Origin of the sequence: Actinomadura formosensis (genome assembly GCF_050948385.1) — a bacterium.
Lineage (GTDB): Bacteria > Actinomycetota > Actinomycetes > Streptosporangiales > Streptosporangiaceae > Spirillospora > Spirillospora formosensis.
Genome location: NZ_CP192011.1, coordinates 6334244 through 6353365, shown reverse-complemented (window position 1 = coordinate 6353365; position 19122 = coordinate 6334244). Strand labels below are relative to the sequence as shown.

Genomic DNA, 19122 nt, shown 5'->3' with positions numbered 1-19122 from the left:
ATCGTGTACGTGCTCATCAGCCGCTGATCCGCCATGATCAGCTTGACAACCCTCGGTCACCGGTGTCTGCTTGGAGCGTGACCGAGCGCGTGTCGACCGACAGCCCCGTGGCCCTGCGCCGCGCGGCCAGCGCGCTGTGTCCTTCGTGTTGTCGCTGAACCCGTTCATTCCGGCCGACACCCGTACACGAAGGACTTTCTTCCGTGGACCTCTCCGTGGTTCCCGATCTCACCATGCGCGGCCAGGACGATCCGCACGGCCGCACCGCCACCGTCCGCCCGCCGACCGCCGGGCAGCTCGCCGCCCGTATCCGCGACCTGGCCGGACGTCCCGACGAATGGTGGCGGCTCGTCCGGTTCGACGGCGACCGCCCCCGGGACGTCCCGCTGGACGACACCACCTGGCTCACCACCTGGCCACCCGGGCACGGCGGTACGGTCCACGGCCGGGTCAGCACCCTGGTCGCCGGTGAGCTGGCGGTGGTGACGCTCACCGAGCGCGGCGTCACCGAACGCCCGCTGCGCGCCAACCGCGTCCGCGTGCACGGCGGCCCGCAGGCACTGACGAACCCCGGCCCGGCCTTCGCGGTCAGCCTGCACGCGGGTGGGCCCGTCCCCGAGACCGCCCGTCCCTGAGACCGCCCGTCCCTGAGACCGGCCGTCCGGTCTCAGCGGGGCTGGTCGCCGAGGTAGCCGGCGGCGGCCTCCCGGCCGATGAGGGGGAGCAGCGCGAAGTAGGTGAGAGACGGCAGCAGCGAGGGAAGCTCCTCCGCCTCGCCCGTCTCCATCTGGACGTGGATCGCGCTGTAGATGCCGCCCACGATCGCGTCCACCACGGCGACCGGTATCGGCGGCGGGGACGGGCCGGTGAAGAAACCGCGGAACCTGGTCAGGTTGTCGATCCGCGCCTGCCGCACCTGCGGGCCCGCCGCGTTCACCTCCACCAGCGACACCCGCGCGAACCGGGGCTCGCGGGCGAGCGCGGCGAGCAGCGTGCGCAGTGCCGCGTGGATCCCGTCCGGCCAGTCGGGGGCCGCCTCGTGCGCCTCCGTCATACGGCGGAGCAGGATGTCCATGCCGCGCTGGTAGGCGGCGAGGAAGCACTCGTCCAGATCGGTGAAGTGCGCGTAGAACGTCTTCTTCGTGACGCCCGCGCCCGAGGTGACCCGGCTGATCGTCGTGTGCGCGAACCCCCGGTCGGAGACGACCTGGACGAACGCGTCGATCAGCCGTTCCCGCTGGATGCCGGCGACGGTCTCGGGGGAGAGACCGTGCCGTCCGGGCTTGATGGCGCGGCCCGGGTCCAGCGCGGAACGGGAGCCGGGCAGCACGTCGGTGCATCCCGCTTCCGGCGTCCTAGTGTGCCCTGACATCGAACCCCACTCCGTCACCAGCCGTCGAGATCACACTACTTCCCGCTCCGGGTGTCCGGGAGGCAGGCGGGGCCGGTCGGGAGCGCGGTCAGCGCAGGTGGCGGCGGCGGGAGCGGGTCAGCACCCGGACGGTCCCGACGAGGCCGAGCCCGATCAGCACCACCGGCGCCAGGATCGTCGCGGACAGGACGCCTCCGTCCGACAGGCCGTCCGCGAGGAACAGGCCCGCGAGGGCGAGGAAGAACAGCCCGGCCACCGGGCCGGCGGGGTCGAACCGGTAGCGCCCGGACACGTTCTTCTCTGCCGCGTTTCTCCTAGCCATGGTGCACGTCCACGTCTCCGACCTTGCCACGTATCCGCAGTTCGATCACGGGTGGGTCGCCGCCCGGTCGCTCCGGTTCGAGAACCCGGATGACCCTGGCGTTCGGCCCGCTCGTCGTCCGGTGTCGGATGCGCAGGTCGCCGAGGGCGATCTTCGCGTCCACCAGCACGCGGGCCGCCGGCGGCACCGTCACCTCCAGCCCGCCGAGCGCCACCCGCGCGTCGATCGTGACGCGCTGGCCGGGGGACAGCGGGAGGGCGGTGAGATCCAGATCGCCCTGGCCGACGCCGATCTTGTAGGTCTGGTTCGTCTGCGAGACGTCGGTCGGGTGCCAGTCGACCTCCCCGTACTCGGCGTTGCGCGGCGCGTCGCCCGTGACGGAGGTGGTCAGCATCGCGAGCGTCAGCACGGTGCCGGCCGTCGCGAGGCCGCGCGACCGGAACCAGCCGCCGAGGACGAGGCCCAGCCCGATGACCGCGAGCGCGGGCGCCATGACGATCAGCCAGGAGTCCGGCGCGGGGCGGGACGCCGCGACGGGGATCATCGCCGCGCCGGCCGCCATCGCCGCCATCAGCGTGAGCGCGGCGACCGGCGACCCGCCGCGCTCGCGGGGCGCCGCGGGCTCGCCGGCGGCGGGGACGCCGGCGGCGGGGACGTCGGTGTGCGCGGCCGAGTACTCGGCCAGGTCGACCATGCCCTCGGGCAGCCCGCCCCCGGCCGGCGCGGCCGGCCCGCCCGGCCGGCCCTTGGCGAGGGACACGCCGCCCGCGGTGGTGTCCTCCGGCCGCGTCCACCCGGCGGACGGGTCCGGCGGATGCCCGGCGAGCCGCTCGGGGACCGTCCGCGCCGCCGCCACCAGGTCCACGCCCCGCGAACGCGCGACGAGCAGCACCAGCCCGAACACCACCAGGACGGCGACCGCGTCGGTGTAGGCCCCGCCGAACAGGGTCAGCGCGACGCCCACGCACAGCAGCGCCCCGAGGATCGACAGGACGGCCTGCGCGTCGAACCACCGCTTGAAGAACCGCTCCGCGGCCGACGACTCGCCGGGGTTCGCGGGCATCAGCAGCGCCGCCGCGATGTACAGGAGAACGCCCTGCCCGGGCGCCGGCACGAGGATCGCGAACCCCACGCGGAAGACGACGGGGTCGATGCCGGTGTAGCGGCCGAGCCCGGTGCACACGCCCGCGATCAGCCGCCGGTCGGCGTCGCGCGACAGCCGCGGGTATCCCCGGCCCGTCCGCTCCCGGCTCTCCGCCTCGCTCTTGCCCGCCATGCCTGCCATGCCCATGCCACCATCGTGGCCCGTCCCGTCCCGCGCGGGGTATGGGGGACGTCCCTGATCCGCCCCTGAGCCGGGTCCCCGGGTAGGCCCCGGATGCGGACCCCGCGTGGGCGTGTGACGATCGATGACGTGGAACAGGAGACGGCCGGACGGCCCGGTGCGACGCCGGCGCGGGCCTCCGGGCTGGAACGCGCCGCCGCGGGCCGGCTCGTGGCGGGGGTGTGCCGCGGGCTCGCCGTGCACCTGGGCGTGGACGTGCTGCTCGTCCGCGCCGCCTTCGTGCTGCTGACGGTCGCGAGCGGGCTCGGCATCGCCGCGTACGCGGCGTTCTGGATCCTCGTTCCCGCGCCGGAGAAGGTCCCGGCGGCCGGGCTCCGGCGCGGTCGCGACTGGGGTCAGCTGCTCGTCTACGTGGTGGTCACGCTGGGGCTCGCGGCGCTGCCGTGGGGCGTGGCCGGGCCCGTCCAGTGGGCGCTGTGGCCGTTCGTCATCGGCGGTGTCGGCGCCGCGATCCTGTGGCAGCAGGCCGACCGCGACCAGCGGCAGCGCTGGACGCTGCCGCTCCGCGAGCGGTGGCTGCGCAGCCTGCTCGGCCTGCTGCTCGTCGTCGGCGGCATCGGCGGCGTCGTCGCGCAGAACGTGGAGGCCGAACAGGCGCGGTCCGTCGTGATCGCCATGCTGATCATCCTCACCGGGGTCGCGGTGATCGTGACGCCCTGGGTGGTGCGGCTCTGGCAGGACCTGGACGCCGAGCGGCACGAGCGCATCCGCTCCCAGGAGCGTGCCGAGCTGGCCGCGCACATCCACGATTCGGTGCTGCACACGCTGACGCTGATCCAGCGGAACGCGCACGACGCGCGGGAGGTGCAGCGCCTCGCCCGGTCCCAGGAGCGGACGCTGCGGACGTGGCTCTACCAGCCGCGCGCCGACCCCGACCGGACGTTCGCCGCCGCGATCAGGGAGATCGCCGGGGAGGTCGAGGACGACCACGGCGTGCCGATCGAGATCGTCTGCGTGGGCGACACCGCACTGGACGAGCGGCTCGGCGCCGCGCTGCAGGCCGCCCGGGAGGCGATGGTCAACGCCGCCAAGTACGCGGAGGCGCCGTCGGTGTCGGTGTACGCGGAGGTCGAGAGCGACGGGATCGCCATCTTCGTCCGCGACCGCGGCAAGGGGTTCGTCCTGGACGATGTCCCGGAGGACAGGATGGGCGTACGGGGGTCCATCATCGGACGTATGGAGCGCAACGGCGGCAAGGCCACCGTCCGCACCGCGCCGGGCGAGGGCACCGAAGTGCGTTTGGAGATGAAGAAATCATGAGCGGACCGGGGGCGTCCCCCCGAAGGGGCAGGGTGTGAGCGAGCCGTTGAAGAGGGTCGTGCTGGTCGACGACCACCAGATGTTCCGGACCGGGGTCAAGGCGGAGCTGGGCGGCGGCGTCGAGATCGTCGGGGAGGCCGGCGACGTCGACGAGGCCGTCTCGGTGATCCGCGAGACGCTGCCGGACGTGGTGCTGCTGGACGTGCACCTGCCCGGCGGCGGGGGCATCGAGGTGCTGCGGCGGCTGCACGGCACCGTCCCGTCCAAGTTCCTCGCCCTGTCGGTGTCGGACGCGGCGGAGGACGTGATCGGGGTCGTGCGGGGCGGAGCGCGCGGCTACGTCACCAAGACGATCTCCGGCCCGGAGCTGACGGACGCGATCGGGCGGGTGGCCGAGGGCGACGCCGTGTTCTCGCCGCGCCTCGCCGGTTTCGTGCTGGACGCGTTCGCCGCCACCGACGTCCCGGCCGTCGACCCCGAGCTGGACCAGATCACCCAGCGGGAGCGGGAGGTCCTGCGGCTGATCGCGCGCGGCTACGCCTACAAGGAGATCGCCAAGGAGCTGTTCATCTCGGTGAAGACGGTGGAGACGCACGTGAGCAGCGTCCTGCGCAAACTCCAGCTGTCGAATCGGCATGAACTGTCGCGCTGGGCCGCCGCCCGGAGACTCGTCTAGCGGCGTCGCGGATAAAACCGGTTCCGGCGGCCGATAAAGTCGCTGACCATGACATATCCTCCCCCCGGACCTGGCCATCCAGGTCCACAAGCCCCCTATCCCCCTCCGCCGATGCCGCCCGGCCCGGGCCACGGCTCCCCGTACCGGAACGACAAGACCAACGGCCTGGCGGTCGCGGCCTTCGTCACCGGCCTGCTCGGCTGCCTCGGTGTCCTCGGCATCGTCCTCGGGGCGATCTCGCTGGTGCAGATCGGCCGGAACGGCGGCCGGGGCCGCGGGTTCGCGATCGCCGGCATCGTCCTGTCCTGCCTGTGGCTCGTCACCGGCATCACCATCGCTGTCCTCGCCGCGAGCAGTGACTCCTCCAGCGGCGCCGGGCCCGCGCCCACCGCGACCCGGACCAAGCCGAAGGAGGTGGACGCGCAGAAGATGAAGGTCGGCGACTGCATCAACGACAACGCCAGCGCGTCCAACCCCTCGACCAGCGAGCCCGTCGAGGTTCAGAGCGTCAAGATCGTCCCGTGCACCGGGCCCCACGATGGCGAGGTGATGGCCATCTTCAAGCTGTCGGGGTTCACGATGCCGGCGGACGCGCAACTGCGCCAGCTGGCCTCGAACGGATGCAAGATCCGCACCCAGGCCAGGATCGGCCGCGACCCCGCCGCGGGCAGCCTCGCGAACTCCTACTACTACCCCACGGCCGAGTCGTGGAGGCAGGGTGACCGCGACGTCACCTGTGTCGCCGTGGCCGCGGGCGAGGGCACGAAGCTGACCCGGCCGCTGCACCGCTGACGATCCCGGCGTCCGCTGGGCGGCCGGCCCGCCGCCCGGTCCCGGGACATACCGGGACATCTCGCTCAGTACGCGGCACGCAGGGTGCGTGATCGCGTCCGGTGACGCGGCCGGCGCCGTTCACCGCCCCCCCTTTTTTCAGCGCCACTCCTCCTTCAGCGCCGCCTCTCTTCGGCGCCGCCTTCCGCCTGGAAGTGCCCCCGCGCTGCCCCTCCTCGCCTGTCCGCCAGGGACGAACCCCGTGAGCCTGGCACTGCGGCCTGTGGTGATCCGCGGGTCACAGGACGCCGGGCAGCCGGGCCGGGCAGCCGGGCTCGCAGCACTCGGAGTGCCGGGCCACCCGGCGCGCGTACTTCCCGAAGCGGCGGCGCAGCGCCGCCCGGGTGAACGGCCCGGTGCCCGGGAGAGCGTCGACCTCGCCGCGCCAGCGGATCAGCGTGCCCGCGGCGTGCGGCTCCAGCGTGACGTCCGCCCGGACGCTGCGCCGCGGATGCCCGGCCAGCGCGAGGTAGCCGTAGTGCCGGGGCGGATCCCAGGCCACGACCTCCTCACGCCAGGGTGGGACGGACCGGACGGCCCCGATCCCGTTCCGGTGGTCGGTCCCGTCCGCCTCGCGCCGCGCGCGGATCCACAGGCCGCCCCATTCGCGCCACGCCTCCGGGAGGCACAGATGCTTGAAGATCACCTCCGGCTCCGCGCAGGAGGTGGCGATGGCCTCTATCTCGTCCGGCATGACAACCCCCCGTGTTCTGTCGCAGGGGGTACATGCCCGCTTCGGCCCCGATTACGGTTGGTAAGTAGATGTATTTCGAGGGTGACGAAAACCGGGGGTGCGGTTCAGGCCGTATTGACGACCTGGAACGGCTCGGCGAACCGGCCCTCGGGGAGTCCCGCCGCCGCGGCGTTGGCGCCCAGCCAGCCGCGCAGCATCTCCGGCAGCCCGTCCCCCATGTGCCCGGTCTGGCTCACGTGCGCCCGCAGCGCGTTCACCTTCCGCTCGAACCGGTCGGTGATGTCGACGTAGTGGTTCACGACGGGTCCGCCGCTGAGCCACACCTCCCGTACCGTCCACGCCTCCAGGCCCTCGTCGGCGAGCAGTTCCGGGAACGCGTACGGGTTGCGGGCGTCGGGATAGACGGCGTCGAGCGCCGCCGAGCCGACCGCCCGGTGGTCGGGGTGGCTCGGGTGGATCCGCTCGTAGTTGCGTTCCGGGCTCGGCATCAGCACCCGGTCCGGTCGCACCTGCCGGATCGCCCGTGCGATGTCGCGGCGCAGGTCCAGCGTCGCCTCGACCCGGCCGTCCGGGCGCCCCAGGAACCGGACGTCGCTCACTCCGACGCACTTGGCCGCCGCGCGCTGCTCCTCCCGCCGCAGCGCCGCCATCTCCGCGCGCGTGACGGCGTCGTCGGAGCCGCCCGCGTCCCCGTCGGTCACCATGAGGTAGACGACCTCGATGCCCAGATCCGTCCAGCCGGCCACCGTCCCGGCCGCGCCGAAGTCGACGTCGTCGGGGTGCGCCATCACCACGAGGATCCGCTGCAGGTCGCCGTCGTCCAGAACATTGGTCACAGTTTCAACCATAAGCTCCGCGAACGGGTTCGGGCACCGCCAGTTGATCAGAAATTCGGCGCAGGACGCCCGCCGGAGGGCCGTCCCCCGCCGGAGGGGCGGCCCCGTCAGAGCGACAGCAGGGCCGTGAGCAGGCGTTCCTGGAACGCCGGCACGTCGCTGCCGACCGCGACCTGCACCGGGCGGCGGGTGTCCTCGGCGGGCAGCGACCGGGCGTCCCACACCGTCGTGCCACGGGTCAGCTCGCCCCGCAGTTCCACCCGCACGCAACGGTGGACGTACTCACCGAGCTCCGGGTCGACCGCCAGCATCGCGGCGAGCGCGTCGTGGATGACCGCGCCCCGCCGCTTGAGGGTGGGCGTGTACGCCTCCTCGTAGAACTTCAGGATCTTCGCGGCGAAGCGGGCGACCGGGGCGTCGTGGGCGGCCAGCCGGTCCAGCCAGTCGTCGTGGACGGCGGTCGGGTGCGTGGCGTCCAGTGGCACCAGGATCATCGGCCAGTCCGCCGCGAACACCAGGTCGGCGGCCTCCGGATCGTGCCAGATGTTCGCCTCGGCGTGGGTGGTGATGTTGCCGGGGTGGTCGAACGCGCCGCCCATGATGACGACTTCGCGGATCAGTGACGGCAACGCGTCGTCCAGCAGCAGCGCCGCGCCCAGGTTCGTCAGCGGGCCGGTCGCCAGCAGCGTCAGCTCGCCCGGCCTGGACCGTGCCAGCCGGACGATCTGCGCGGCCGCCGACCCGGTGACCGGGCGTCCCGCCGGGGCGGGCAGATGCGTGTCGCCGAGGCCGTCCGTCCCGTGCCAGTCCAGCGCGTAGTGGACGTCCTGCGCCATCGGCCGGGTCGCGCCCACCGCGACCGGCACGCCCTCCGTGATCCCCGCCGCCTCCAGCACGCGCAGCGTGTTCAGCGCGCCGGTCAGCGGGTCGACGTTGCCGTGCACCGTGCCGACCCCCACCAGCTCCGCCTCGCCCGCCTGGACGAGTGAGGCCAGGTACAGCAGCGTCATCGCGTCGTCGATGCCGGTGTCGCAGTCGTACAGGAACGTGGTCGCCTTGGTCACAGAGGCAACCTATACGGGACCCCGCGTCGCAGTGATCACTAATTGGGCCTGGGACGCGGTGCCGCGCCGGGGTAGAGCTGAGACATGCGAAAACTCATCAACGCCCCGGCGGACGTGGTCTGCGACGCGCTGCGCGGCCTGGCCGCCGCGCATCCGTCGCTGAAGGTCGATCCGGCGAACGGCACCGTCGTGCGGGCGGACGCGCCGCGCGCCGGGAAGGTCGCCCTGGTGTCGGGTGGCGGGTCCGGGCACGAGCCGCTGCACGCCGGGTTCGTCGGCCCCGGCATGCTGGACGCCGCCTGCTGCGGCGAGGTGTTCACCTCCCCCGTGCCCGACCAGATCATCGCGGCGACGATGGCGGTGAACGGCGGCGCCGGCGTCCTGCACCTGGTGAAGAACTACACCGGTGACGTCATGAACTTCCAGATGGCCGCCGAGCTGGCAGAGGACGAGGGCATCGAGGTCACCTCCGTCATCGTCGACGACGACGTCGCCGTGGAGGACAGCACGTTCACCGCCGGGCGGCGCGGCACCGGCGCCACGCTGTTCGCGGAGAAGATCGCCGGTGCGCTCGCCGAGGAGGGGGCGTCGCTGGACGCGGTCGCGGCGGCCGCGCGGGAGGTGAACGAGCGCAGCCGGTCGTTCGGCGTCGCGCTGTCGTCCTGCACGGTGCCGGCCGCCGGGTCGCCCACGTTCGAACTGGGCGAGGACGAGATGGAGCTGGGCATCGGCATCCACGGCGAGCCCGGCCGGGAACGTGCCAAGGCCGGCACGGCGGCGCAGATCGTGGACGCCGCGCTGAGCGCGATCAACGCGGACATGCCACTGGCCGGGTCCGAGGTGCTGGTGCTGGTGAACGGGATGGGCGGCACCCCGCTCATCGAGCAGTACATCGCGTACGCGGCGGCGGCCGAATGGCTGGCGGGGCATGGCGCGACCGTCGTCCGGCGGCTGGTCGGCCCCTACGTGACGAGTTTGGAGATGGCCGGCTGCATGATCAGTGTGTGCCGGATGACGCCCGAGCTGACCCGGCTCTGGGACGCGCCCGTCGAGACGCCGGGGCTGCGGTGGGGCCGGTGAACGCCGCCGCCTTCGCCGCCTGGATCCGGCACACCGCGGAACTGGTCTCCGCCGACGCCGGGCGGCTCACCCGGCTGGACGCCGCCATCGGCGACGGCGACCACGGCCACAACCTCGACCGGGGGTTCCGCGCCGCCGCCGAGGCGCTGCCGGACGGCGTCCCCCCGGGCAAGGTGCTGATGGCGGCGGGACGGTCGATCGTGTCCAGGACCGGCGGTGCGTCCGGGCCGCTCTACGGGACGGCGCTGCGCCGCGCGGGCAAGGCGGTCGGCGACGCCGGCGACGTGGGCGCCGCCGGGCTCGGTGCCGCGCTCCGGGCCGCGCTGGACGGCGTGCAGGAGCTGGGCAAGGCCGCCGAGGGCGACAAGACGATGGTCGACGCGCTGGCACCCGCCGTCGCGGCCTACGAGGCGGCGCTCGCGGACGGCTCCGGCCTGGCGGACTGCGTGCGCGCCGCCGCGGACGCGGCCGCGAAGGGCGCGGACGACACCGTCCTCATGCAGGCGCGCAAGGGACGGGCCAGCTATCTCGGGCCGCGCAGCGTCGGGCACATGGACCCGGGCGCCGCGTCCACCGCGCTGGTGCTGCGCGGGCTCGCCGACGTGGCGGGCGAGGGCTGACATGGTCGGGATCGTGATCATCTCGCACAGCCGCACGCTCGCCGAGGGCGCCGCCGAGGTCGCCCGCACGATGGGGGTCGGCAAGGCCGTCGTCGAACCCGCCGGAGGCGACGCGGAGGGACGGCTCGGCACCAGCATCGACCTCGTCGAACAGGCCGTCGCGGCGGCGAACGACGGGGACGGCGTCGTGCTGCTCGCCGACATCGGCAGCTCCGTGCTCACCGCGAAGACGCTCATCGAGGACGCCGGCGACGACGTGCTGCTCGCGGACGCGCCGCTGGTCGAGGGGTCGGTCGCCGCCGCGTCCATGGCCGCGGCGGGCGCCGGCCTCGCCGCCGTCCACGCCGCCGCCGAATCCGCCCGCGACCACCGCAAGGCCGGCTGAGCCTCCGCCGAGCCAGGTTCGGGCCGGGTTCGGCCGGTCAGGACAGGTCGGGGCCTTCGAGGAGGATGCCGAGGGCGGACGTGACGCCCGCCGCCGGCTCGCCCCGCACCTCGTAGACGCGGGACTCCTCGCCGGGCTCGTCCACCGTGATCCGGTACGCGGGCAGGTCGGCGCCGATCTCGCCCGGCTCGCCGCGGGCCTGGGCGGCGGCGAGGGCGTCCACCGCGTCCCGGACGCGCCCGGCCGTCCCGGCGGGGAGCGTGGCGGTGTCGTACAGCGCGACGACCGTGCTCCGGCCGGTGAACCCGCCGGTGCTCTCGATCCGCACGCGCATGCCGTCCGCACCTCCCCGCCGGATCTCCGCCGCCCGCTACGCGCTGAAGGCCCGGCGCAGCCCGTCCAGCTCGTCGCGGAGGATGTCATCGTCCTCCAGCGAGCCGCCCCTGGCCAGCTTCTCGGCGTCGATGACCTCGTACTCGGGCATCTGCATCGTGCCGCAGCACCGCGACCTGTCCTGGTCGGCCCGCAGGCTCGCCGAGTGCTCGTCGTGCGGCTCGACCTCCGTGACGTCCTGCCCGTCCCCGGTGTAGCCGGCCTCGGTCATCGCCATCCGCCCGCTCATCAGGTCGCGCAGCGGCGTCACCGCCGTGGTGATCTCGCGGACCGCGAACCGGTTGCGGATGAACGTCCGGTAGATCGCCGGGTCGCCGCGGGTCGCCGAGACCTGCAGCATCTGGTTCGCCACGTCCACGTACCGGGCGCCGGTCGCCGGGGACGCCACGATCGCGTCGAACACCAGCTTGCAGAGCGCGGACGCCGTCTCGATCAGCACGATCGCCGGGTCCTTCGTGCGCCGCTGCCGGCTCAGCTCGAACGTGTACACGTCCGCGAGCACGTCGTAGATCGCGCCGGTGAACACCTGCGAGATCGCGTGGACCTCGTTGCCGACCTGGCTGAGCTTGAGATCGTTGTCGGCGTTGCGCAGCCCGGACGGCATGCCGAGCGCCTTGCCGAACTCCTCCGCCAGCTCCGACAGGAACGACTTGTCGTGCAGGTTCGCCTTGGTGAGCGCGACGAGCGCATCCGCCTGGTCCGGCTCCGCCAGCGCCAGGAAGATCGCGGTGATGTCGCCGAACGACTCGTGCAGGCCGCCCGTCTGCGGCGGATTGCCCGCCGACAGCCAGCCCGGCTTGAGCCCGTCCAGGATCGCGTGCCCCGTCTCGTGCGCGACGATGTCGTGGGACCGGCACGTGTGCAGGACGCTGCCCGGCGGCTGCCCCTGCGGTGTGAAGAACAGGAACTTGAGCGCCTTGCCCGTCCTCGTGTAGAACGCGTTCGCGCCCTCGCCCGCGTGGGGGAAGACGGTGATGCGCTCGGTGTCGCCGTCGACGTTCCACGCGAACGGGATCGGGTCGCCGCCGTTGTGCCGCTCGTACATCGCCATCGTCTGCCGGACGACGGCGAACGTGTGCGCGCAGTCGAACTGCGGGCTGCCGGCGGTGAACACGAAGTCGCCGTTGATGTTGCGGGCGACCGGGGTGACGTCCTGCAGCTCCGTCCGGACGCGTGCGTCCGCCGGGCCGTTCAGCACCACGGTCGGGATGAACGTCAGCCGGGCGCCGAGTTCGGTGACCGACGGGTCCTGCTTGTAGATGAGGAACCGGTGACCCGTGCGGATCGGCACCGGGATCGGAACCGGCCTCGGGGCGGGACGCGGAGTCGGCGGAGCCGCCTCCTGCACGGCCGTGGACGCCCGTCCCGGCCACTGCGCGGGTACCTCGACCTGGATGGTCTCGGTCTCCCGCTGGGCCTGGATGTCCTGCTGGTGGATCTTCATGTGAAGCCACCTCCCCTGACAGTGCGCGAGTCCCTGCCGACTCTGCGCTTCTGTGGATGGACATGCCGGTACGGGTCCTGCTGCTCCGCTGTACCGCCGAGTTCCCCCCCGTGCGGCCGGGCTCCCCGGCACGGCCGGGTTCTCCTGGGCGGCCGGGTCGGCGGACCCGGCCGGTAAGTGTCCACCCCGTTGTGCCACACGCTCCGCCGGTGGAGAGATCGAGTCAACCTGCGGAATCAAAAAGCATCGCCATCTGTCCACATGTCGCCATCGCGCTGTCCACATGTCGCCATCGCGGGGGTGCCGGAGCGGTTCGCCGGCTTGGCGGAGGCGCCGAAAACATCCGGCGGGCGCCGTAGACTCGCACATGATGTCGAAGACCGAAGCTCATCCCCTGCTCGATGGCCTCAACCCGCAGCAGCGCGCCGCCGTCGTGCACTCCGGCGGACCCCTGCTGATCGTCGCGGGGGCCGGTTCCGGCAAGACCCGGGTGCTCACCCACCGCGTCGCCCATCTGCTCGGCGAGCGGGACGCGCACCCCGGGCAGATCCTCGCGATCACCTTCACCAACAAGGCCGCCGCCGAGATGAAGGAGCGCGTCGACGCCCTGGTCGGGCCGCGTTCGCGGGCCATGTGGGTGATGACGTTCCACTCCGCGTGCGTCCGGATCCTGCGGCGCGAGGCCAAGCGGCTGGGCTTCCCGACGAGCTTCTCGATCTACGACCAGGCCGACGCGAACCGGCTGATGGCGCTCGTCTGCCGCGAACTGGACCTCGACCCCAAGCGGTATCCGCCGAAGTCGTTCAGCGCCCAGGTGTCCAACCTGAAGAACGAGCTGATCGACTACGAGACGTTCAAAGCGCGGGCGTCGACGCACATGGAGCAGACGCTCGCCGAGGCGTACGAGATGTACCAGGCGCGGCTGCAGCAGGCCGGCGCGATGGACTTCGACGACCTGATCATGATGACGGTCAATCTGCTGCAGGTGTTCCCGGAGGCCGCCGAGCACTACCGGCGGCGGTTCCGGCACGTCCTCGTGGACGAGTACCAGGACACGAACCACGCGCAGTACCAGTTGGTGCGCGAGCTGACCGCCCCGGTGGAGGGGGTCGGCGCGGCCGAACTGTGCGTGGTCGGTGACGCCGACCAGTCGATCTACGCGTTCCGGGGTGCGACGATCCGGAACATCCTGGAGTTCGAGCGCGACTATCCGGAGGCGACCACGATCCTGCTGGAGCAGAACTACCGCTCCACGCAGACGATCCTGTCGGCGGCCAACGCCGTCATCGAGCGCAACGCCGACCGGAAGCCGAAGAAGCTCTGGTGCGACCAGGGCGAAGGCCACAAGATCACCGGGTATGTGGCCGACAACGAGCATGACGAGGCCGCGTTCGTCGCCCACGAGGTCGACCGGCTCACCGACGAGGGGGACGCCCGCCCCGGTGACGTCGCCATCTTCTACCGGACCAACGCCCAGTCGCGTGTCTTCGAAGAAGTGTTCATCCGGGTCGGGCTGCCGTACAAGGTCGTCGGCGGGGTCCGGTTCTACGAGCGCAAGGAGATCCGGGACGCGCTCGCCTATCTGCGGGTGCTCGCCAATCCCGAGGACACCGTTTCGCTGCGGCGCATCCTGAACGTGCCGAAGCGGGGGATCGGTGACCGGGCCGAGGCGTGCGTGGAGGCGCATGCGTCCCGCGAGCGGATCTCGTTCTGGCAGGCGCTGCGGGTGCCCGAGGACGTGCCCGGCATGGCGACCCGCTCGATCAACGCCGTCCGCGAGTTCGTCGCGCTGCTGGACGAGCTGCGCGCCGCCGCCGAATCGCTCACCCCCGCCGGCCTGATCGCCGAGGTGCTGGAGGCCAGCGGCTACCTCGCCGAACTGGAGGCGTCCAAGGACCCGCAGGACGAGACCCGCGTCGAGAACCTCCGGGAACTGGAGGCGGTGGCGCGCGAGTTCGAGGAGCGGCTGGACGGCGAGTCCGCCGAGGGGCGGCTGGCGGAATTCCTGGAACAGGTCGCCTTGGTCGCCGACGCCGACTCCATTCCCGGCGGCGCCAAGGGCGGTCCGGTTCCGCCGGGCGAGCAGCCGGAAGAGACCGATCAGGGCGTTGTCACGCTGATGACGCTGCACACGGCAAAGGGCCTCGAATTTCCGGTCGTGTTCTTGACCGGCATGGAGGACGGCGTCTTCCCGCATCTGCGCGCCATGAGCAATCCCAAGGAACTCGAAGAGGAACGCCGCCTCGCCTATGTCGGCATTACCCGTGCCCGGCAGCGGCTCTATCTGTCACGTGCGGCGATGCGCAGTTCGTGGGGCGCGCCGCAGGTCAATCCGCCGTCCCGGTTCCTGGGCGAGGTGCCGGAATCCCTGATGGAATGGGAGCGTGAGGCGTCGTCCATGTCCACGCCGGCGATGTCGCGGATGGCGCAGCGGCCGGGGACCCGATCCTCGGGGAATCGGCCGGTTCCGTCCCTTTCTCCCGGCGACAAGGTGACCCACGACGCCTTCGGCCTCGGCACCGTCGTCTCCGTTTACGACCGGGGTGAAAAGGCCAGCGTCGACTTCGGTGGCGAGTACGGTGTGCGGACGCTGGTGCTGCGCTTCGCCACGATCGAAAAGCTCTGACGGAAGCCGTTTCGAGGGCCATTGTGCCCCCCGCCTGCCGGTCGTCATGGCACCGGGATGCTCACGTCCCGAGGGAGGCCAGGAAGGCGTCCAGCATCGCGGTCTGGCGTTCGGGCGGCAACGCGCCGGGGTCGAACAGGGCGTGGACGACCAGGCCGTGGGCGAAGGCGGCCGAAGCGGCGACGATGTCGTCGATGTCGGATGCGGCGGGGAGCTCGCCGAGCGAGACCGCCGCCGCCACGTGCGGGCGGAGGCGGTTGCGCCAGTTCTCGTAGCGGTCCTTCTGGCGGGCGGAGAGGTCGGGGTCGGCCAGCGAGACGTCCCACGAGCTCACCCAGACGCGGTTCATGGCCGTGGCGGCGGGGGTGACGCACAGGACGTCCAGGAGGGCGGCGCGCAGGCCGGGGAGCCCGGGCGGGGCCGTGCGGAGGGGACGGTTCGCGGTGCGTTCGTCGGCCAGGTCGAGGGCGTGGGCGACGAGGGCCTTCTTGTTCGGGAAGTAGTGCGTGAGCAGGCCCGTGGAGGCGCCCATCTCCGCCGCGACCGCGCGCAGGGTCAGGCCGCCGAAGCCGCGGTCGGCGAGGACGCGCCAGACGGCCTCGGACACGTCCCGGCGGCGGGCATCGTGATCACCTCGGGCGGGCATTCCCGTAGAGTACATAACAAACGTTCGGTACGTGCCCCCGGGAGGCCCGATGTTCGCTCACCAGCTCGCCGACGGTGCCGAATTCCGTCCGCTGGAGCCGTGGCGGGCGGCCGAGTTCGCCAAGCACGCGGATCGGGTCCGCCCGGACATCCGTGACTACATCCCCTGGGCCTGGACGGTCGTGGACGAGCGGACGGCCGGGGAGTACCTGCAGTCCTACGCCGACAAGCAGGCCAAGGACGAAGCGGGCATCTACGGCATCTGGGTCGACGGCGTCCTCCAGGGCGGGACGGTCTTCCGGACGTTCGACGCCGGCACGGGCGTCTGCGAGGTGGGAGTGTGGCTCGCCGCGGAGATGCGGGGGCGGGGGCTGATCAACCGGGCCGTCCGCCACATGATCGACTGGGCGTTCCACGAGCGGGGAATGCACCGGGTGGAGTGGGTCTGCGACACGCGCAACACCGCCAGCGCGGCCGTCGCGAAGCGGCTCGGCATGACCTGCGAGGGCGTCCACCGGCAGTCGTTCGTGCTGGGCGGGAAGCGCCGCGACAGCCAGGTCTGGGCCGTCCTCGCTACGGAATGGGGAGAGGCCGCTCCAGAGCCGAGAGGCTGAGCAGCACCAGGGACGCCGTCCAGCCGAGCGGGGCCGGGCCCGCGGGCCTGCCGGTCTGGCCGACCTTCTCCGGAAGGGCGCCCAGGGAGGTGCGGTGGGAGGCCAGCCAGCCGAGCCGCTCGTGCGCCTCGTCCGTCCGCCCCGCCGCGGCGGCGGCCAGCCCGAAGAGCGCCGTCTCCGGGGTCCAGGCGACCTTCGGGTCGCCGGACCAGCGCTCGCCCGGCAGGACGCCCCCGTTCGGCAGCGCCTGCTTGCGGGCGGCGTCGGCGATCGCGGAGGTCACCCGCGTGTCGGCCGGTGCGAACGGCGGCGCGAGGAACGTCACGGAGGTGTCCATCCGCCCGCCGCGGATGGGCGAGCGCGGGTAGCCGTAAGGGGCGAACTGCCTGGCCACGGCGTCGGAGACCCGCTGCGCCGCGTGCCGCCATTCGGCCGCCTTGCGGGTCTCGCCGCGCGCCCGCGCGAGGTCGGCGGCGGCCCGCAGGCCCGCCAGCACGGGCCCGACGACGCCGAGCGTGGGGCGCCGCGGGTCCTGCTCGCGCTGGGGGTCGCGCTCCCAGTAGTCGGACGAGGCGGGCGGCAGCCCCTCGGCGTCCAGCGAGCGCGCCAGATGGTCGGCCGCGCGCCGCACCATCGGCCACAGGACGGGCAGCTCGTCGGACGATCCGGTCCGGGCGCGGTGGAACCAGGCCGCCCACAGCACCCAGCCGAGCGAGTCGAGCTGGAACGCGCGCCCGTCGGCGACGGCCGTCCCGTCGGGGTTGTAGCGGGCGGCCCACATGCCGTTGCCGCTCTGGGTGCGGGCGAGGAAGCGCAGGACGCGGCGGGCCTCCGACGGATGCCCCGTGACGGTGAACGCGGCGACGGCGAACGCGGAGTCACGCGGCCAGCAGTACCGCCACTTGGTGTACCAGGAGGCCAGTGACGCCCCGTTCGGGCGGGTGAGGAGCCGCAGGTCGAGCAGGGCGCGCACCGCCATGTCGCGGTAGGCGCGGTCGTGCCCGCCGGTCGGGATCGTGCCCTGTGCCAGCCACGCGCTGTCGGATCGGACGGCCCGGTCCACCCGCGGGTCGGAGGCGTCCACCGTGATGGGCGTATCGCCACCGGACGGGATGAGCCGGATACGTCCGTCCTCAAGCCGGACGACCGAGCTGTCCGGCAGGTAGGACGCCCCCTCGCCCTGCTCCGGGGAGATCGGGACGCCGGTGAACGGCCAGCCGCCCCCGCCGATCAGCCCGGGGCTCGCCCAGCCGGGGCTCGGCGGTTCCGGTACGGTGGCGCCGCCGGTGGCGACGAGCGCGGCCACGATCAGCAGGGCGGCCGTGCGGCGGATCTTGTGAACCCCGGACCGCCGGCGCGCGGGTGCCCGGTCGGGCGGGGGCGGTGCCGCGGTGACGGGGGAAACGACGGATGTGTCCCGTTCTTCCGCCATCGCCATGCGTTCGTCCCCTTTGCCGCACCCGCCGACGCGAAATGAGTACATCAAACTACGTCAATCGGTTCATCCTCCTCAGGGGCCACTCGTGCCCACCCTTCAGGATGAGACACCTCTTGCCTGGTGGCACTTGCCCTCGCGGGAATCAGGCCGGTGACATATGGACCCGGCGGCATCACCACGAAGTGGGGTTGACTAGGCTGCATCGACGGAGCGGACCGCAGAGCGCCGGCCGCACGGCAACCCGTGCAGATCGCCGACTCGTGTGGTCTTTGGCTGTCGATCCGTTAAGGACGCCCTCGTGGACCTGTTCGAACATCAGGCGAAGGAACTCTTCGCCGAGTACGGGGTACCGGTGCCCACCGGCAAGGTCGCCCGTACTCCCCAGGAAGCGCGTGCCATCGCGGAGGAGCTGTTCTCCGCGGGCAGCAAGAAGGTCGTGGTCAAGGCCCAGGTGAAGACCGGCGGCCGCGGCAAGGCCGGCGGCGTGAAGCTGGCCGACACGGTCGACGAGGCGGAGACGCTCGCCGGCCAGATCCTCGGCATGGACATCAAGGGCCACACGGTCCACAAGGTCCTGGTCGAGGAGGGCAGCGCGATCGCGCAGGAGTACTACTTCTCCTTCCTGCTCGACCGCGCCAACCGCACCTTCCTGTCCATCTGCTCCGTCGAAGGCGGCGTGGAGATCGAGGAGGTGCCGCACGACCGGCTGGCGATGGTGCCGATCTCGCCGCTGGACGGCATCGACCGGGCCAGGGCCCGCGAGATCGCCGAGAAGGGCCGACTCCCGCAGGAGGCGCTCGACGGCGCCGCCGAGCTGATCGAGCGGCTGTGGGCCGTGTTCACCGACGAGGACGCCTCCCTCGTCGAGGTGAACCCGATGATCCTCACCGCCGACGGCCAGGTGAAGGCCCTCGACGGCAAGGTCACGCTGGACGACAACGCCGGGTTCCGCCAGGACCACGAGAAGTTCGAGGACAAGGCCGCCGCCGACCCGCTGGAGGCCGCGGCCAAGGCCAAGGACCTCAACTACGTGAAGCTGGACGGCACCGTCGGCATCATCGGCAACGGCGCCGGCCTGGTCATGTCCACCCTGGACGTGGTGGCCTACGCGGGCGAGCAGTTCGACAACCAGAAGCCGGCGAACTTCCTCGACATCGGCGGCGGCGCGTCCGCCGAGGTGATGGCGAACGGGCTGGAGATCGTGCTGTCCGACGCGGCCGTCAGGTCGGTGTTCGTGAACGTCTTCGGCGGCATCACCGCCTGTGACGCCGTCGCCAACGGCATCGTCTCGGCCTACCAGCTGCTGGCCGACCGCGGCGAGGCCGTCGACCGCCCCCTCGTCGTCCGGCTGGACGGCAACAACGCCGAGCTCGGGCGCAAGATCCTCAGCGATGCGGCGCTGCCCGGCGTCCAGCAGGTCGACACCATGGACGAGGCGGCCAAGCGCGCCGCCGAACTCGCAGCGGCAGGTGCATGA

General features: G+C 72.4%; 20 protein-coding genes. 10 read left to right on the top strand and 10 right to left on the bottom strand.

Features of this window, described 5'->3' with window-relative positions; all coding sequences use genetic code 11:
• Positions 1–203: 203 nt before the first annotated feature.
• Complete coding sequence (locus tag ACQP1N_RS29830; RefSeq protein WP_084263279.1) at positions 204–635, top strand: cysteine dioxygenase; 432 nt, start codon at positions 204–206, stop codon at positions 633–635.
• A gap of 32 nt (positions 636–667) precedes the next feature.
• Here ACQP1N_RS29830 and ACQP1N_RS29825 read toward each other — a convergent pair whose 3' ends face one another.
• The 3 genes from ACQP1N_RS29825 to ACQP1N_RS29815 all read right to left on the bottom strand — a co-directional run bounded on the left by ACQP1N_RS29825 (position 668) and on the right by ACQP1N_RS29815 (position 2985).
• Entirely contained in the window at positions 668–1372 is a 705-nt protein-coding gene (locus tag ACQP1N_RS29825; protein WP_067803686.1) for a TetR/AcrR family transcriptional regulator, read from the bottom strand.
• 88 nt (positions 1373–1460) lie between these two features.
• The gene (locus ACQP1N_RS29820; RefSeq protein ID WP_131732727.1) at positions 1461–1694 is read right to left on the bottom strand and encodes a hypothetical protein; all 234 of its coding nucleotides are present in this window, start codon (positions 1692–1694) and stop codon (positions 1461–1463) included.
• On the bottom strand, positions 1687–2985 hold the full coding sequence (locus ACQP1N_RS29815) for a PspC domain-containing protein (protein ID WP_433227742.1): 1299 nt from the start codon (positions 2983–2985) through the stop codon (positions 1687–1689). Before ACQP1N_RS29815 ends, ACQP1N_RS29820 begins: the two co-directional genes overlap by 8 nt.
• Before the next feature lie 123 nt (positions 2986–3108).
• Here ACQP1N_RS29815 and ACQP1N_RS29810 point away from each other — a divergent pair, with 123 nt between their 5' ends.
• The 3 genes from ACQP1N_RS29810 (at position 3109) to ACQP1N_RS29800 (ending at position 5767) form a co-directional block, all read left to right on the top strand.
• Positions 3109–4299: an ATP-binding protein gene (locus tag ACQP1N_RS29810; RefSeq protein WP_433227741.1), complete on the top strand. Its 1191-nt coding sequence runs from the start codon at positions 3109–3111 to the stop codon at positions 4297–4299.
• A 79-nt stretch (positions 4300–4378) separates the two neighbouring features.
• Positions 4379–4975 carry a LuxR C-terminal-related transcriptional regulator gene (locus tag ACQP1N_RS29805; protein ID WP_433232858.1) on the top strand — a complete coding sequence of 199 codons (597 nt, stop codon included), beginning with the start codon at positions 4379–4381 and terminating at the stop codon, positions 4973–4975.
• A gap of 111 nt (positions 4976–5086) precedes the next feature.
• Positions 5087–5767: a DUF4190 domain-containing protein gene (locus tag ACQP1N_RS29800; RefSeq protein WP_067806452.1), complete on the top strand. Its 681-nt coding sequence runs from the start codon at positions 5087–5089 to the stop codon at positions 5765–5767.
• 277 nt (positions 5768–6044) lie between these two features.
• Here the strand turns inward: ACQP1N_RS29800 and ACQP1N_RS29795 are convergent, their stop codons facing one another.
• The 3 genes from ACQP1N_RS29795 to ACQP1N_RS29785 all read right to left on the bottom strand — a co-directional run bounded on the left by ACQP1N_RS29795 (position 6045) and on the right by ACQP1N_RS29785 (position 8400).
• Entirely contained in the window at positions 6045–6500 is a 456-nt protein-coding gene (locus tag ACQP1N_RS29795) for an SRPBCC family protein (protein WP_433227740.1), read from the bottom strand.
• Between the two features lie 104 nt (positions 6501–6604).
• Positions 6605–7348 (bottom strand): PIG-L deacetylase family protein, encoded by a 744-nt coding sequence (locus tag ACQP1N_RS29790; protein WP_433227739.1) that lies wholly within the window; start codon positions 7346–7348, stop codon positions 6605–6607.
• 95 nt (positions 7349–7443) lie between these two features.
• Entirely contained in the window at positions 7444–8400 is a 957-nt protein-coding gene (locus ACQP1N_RS29785) for a nucleoside hydrolase (RefSeq protein WP_067806458.1), read from the bottom strand.
• An 84-nt stretch (positions 8401–8484) separates the two neighbouring features.
• On the opposite strand from ACQP1N_RS29785, the gene dhaK reads away from it, so the two are divergent.
• From dhaK to ACQP1N_RS29770, 3 genes are read left to right on the top strand one after another with little or no spacing between them, the layout of a single operon-like run.
• The gene (gene dhaK, locus ACQP1N_RS29780) at positions 8485–9480 is read left to right on the top strand and encodes a dihydroxyacetone kinase subunit DhaK (RefSeq protein ID WP_433227738.1); all 996 of its coding nucleotides are present in this window, start codon (positions 8485–8487) and stop codon (positions 9478–9480) included.
• A complete protein-coding gene (gene dhaL, locus ACQP1N_RS29775; RefSeq protein ID WP_067806477.1) occupies positions 9477–10100 on the top strand; it encodes a dihydroxyacetone kinase subunit DhaL in 624 nt (207 codons plus the stop codon). Before dhaK ends, dhaL begins: the two co-directional genes overlap by 4 nt.
• A gap of 1 nt (position 10101) precedes the next feature.
• Complete coding sequence (locus ACQP1N_RS29770; protein WP_067806465.1) at positions 10102–10485, top strand: PTS-dependent dihydroxyacetone kinase phosphotransferase subunit DhaM; 384 nt, start codon at positions 10102–10104, stop codon at positions 10483–10485.
• Between the two features lie 37 nt (positions 10486–10522).
• On the opposite strand, the gene ACQP1N_RS29765 is transcribed toward ACQP1N_RS29770, so the two are convergent.
• Both ACQP1N_RS29765 and ACQP1N_RS29760 read right to left on the bottom strand, forming a co-directional pair.
• A complete protein-coding gene (locus ACQP1N_RS29765) occupies positions 10523–10819 on the bottom strand; it encodes a protealysin inhibitor emfourin (protein WP_067806468.1) in 297 nt (98 codons plus the stop codon).
• Between the two features lie 36 nt (positions 10820–10855).
• Positions 10856–12322 (bottom strand): hypothetical protein, encoded by a 1467-nt coding sequence (locus ACQP1N_RS29760; protein ID WP_433227737.1) that lies wholly within the window; start codon positions 12320–12322, stop codon positions 10856–10858.
• 370 nt (positions 12323–12692) lie between these two features.
• Here ACQP1N_RS29760 and pcrA point away from each other — a divergent pair, with 370 nt between their 5' ends.
• Complete coding sequence (pcrA, locus tag ACQP1N_RS29755; RefSeq protein ID WP_165488398.1) at positions 12693–14948, top strand: DNA helicase PcrA; 2256 nt, start codon at positions 12693–12695, stop codon at positions 14946–14948.
• Positions 14949–15009: 61 nt separating this feature from the next.
• Here the strand turns inward: pcrA and ACQP1N_RS29750 are convergent, their stop codons facing one another.
• A complete protein-coding gene (locus tag ACQP1N_RS29750; protein ID WP_433227736.1) occupies positions 15010–15594 on the bottom strand; it encodes a TetR/AcrR family transcriptional regulator in 585 nt (194 codons plus the stop codon).
• A gap of 49 nt (positions 15595–15643) precedes the next feature.
• Between ACQP1N_RS29750 and ACQP1N_RS29745 the strand changes: the two genes are divergently transcribed.
• Positions 15644–16207 carry a GNAT family N-acetyltransferase gene (locus ACQP1N_RS29745; RefSeq protein WP_067807961.1) on the top strand — a complete coding sequence of 188 codons (564 nt, stop codon included), beginning with the start codon at positions 15644–15646 and terminating at the stop codon, positions 16205–16207.
• Here ACQP1N_RS29745 and ACQP1N_RS29740 read toward each other — a convergent pair.
• Positions 16167–17645 (bottom strand): glycoside hydrolase family 15, encoded by a 1479-nt coding sequence (locus tag ACQP1N_RS29740; RefSeq protein ID WP_433227735.1) that lies wholly within the window; start codon positions 17643–17645, stop codon positions 16167–16169. The two genes, ACQP1N_RS29745 and ACQP1N_RS29740, sit on opposite strands and share 41 nt — an antisense overlap.
• A 298-nt stretch (positions 17646–17943) precedes the next feature.
• Between ACQP1N_RS29740 and sucC the strand changes: the two genes are divergently transcribed.
• Complete coding sequence (sucC, locus tag ACQP1N_RS29735) at positions 17944–19122, top strand: ADP-forming succinate--CoA ligase subunit beta (protein ID WP_067807963.1); 1179 nt, start codon at positions 17944–17946, stop codon at positions 19120–19122.